General features: G+C 53.5%; 1 pseudogene. It reads left to right on the forward strand.

Annotated features, from left to right (window positions below):
- Positions 1 to 725: pseudogene (locus tag AB5935_RS27940) on the forward strand (DNA methylase); the annotation flags it as partial.

Here is a 725-nt window from a genome sequence, read left to right on the forward strand (position 1 = left end):
GTTCAACAAGGGCAAGCGCGATTCGGAGTTCAAGCTGGAAGCCAAGACGGGGGAACTGCGTAACAACACGGCTGTCATCGAAGCCATGACGGAAGATTGGAACCGCTTTCTTTCCGTTGTGCAGACGGACAAGGAGGGCAACCGCCTGAATGCGGTCAAGGTGGACGGCGTGGATTCTACCGATGAAAAGGTTATCGGAAAGCGTTTGCAGGAGATAGCCAAGAACGCCACTACGGGCGGGCTGTACAAGCCTGTCGGGGAACTTTACGGCTTTCCGATAAAGGTGGTAAGCGAGAGGATACTCAAAGAGGGGCTGGAGTTTACCGATAACCGCTTCGTGGTGGAGGGAAACTACAAGTACACCTACAACAACGGGCATCTGGCGATGGCTGATTCGGTAGCCGCCGCACGTAATTTCCTGAACGCATTGGAGCGGATTCCGTCCATAATCGACCAGTACAAGGGAAAGAACGAGGTGCTGGAAAAGGAAGTTCCGCAGTTGCAGGAGATAGCGGGCAAGGTATGGAAAAAGGAGGACGAACTGAAACAGCTTAAGTCCGAACTTGCCGCACTTGACCGAAAGATACAGCTGGAACTTGCGCCGCCTACGCAGGAAGCCGACGAAAAAGAAAAGGATGGACAGGAGGTCAAGCCTGTTTCGGAAGGTGTACGGAGCATATCGCCACAACAAACTGATGATGCACCGCAGATACGCAGCCCGGTGA

It is taken from the genome of Phocaeicola sp. RTP21198st1_B8_RTP21198_201120 (assembly GCF_040929485.1).
Classification (GTDB): Bacteria; Bacteroidota; Bacteroidia; order Bacteroidales; family Bacteroidaceae; genus Phocaeicola; species Phocaeicola dorei.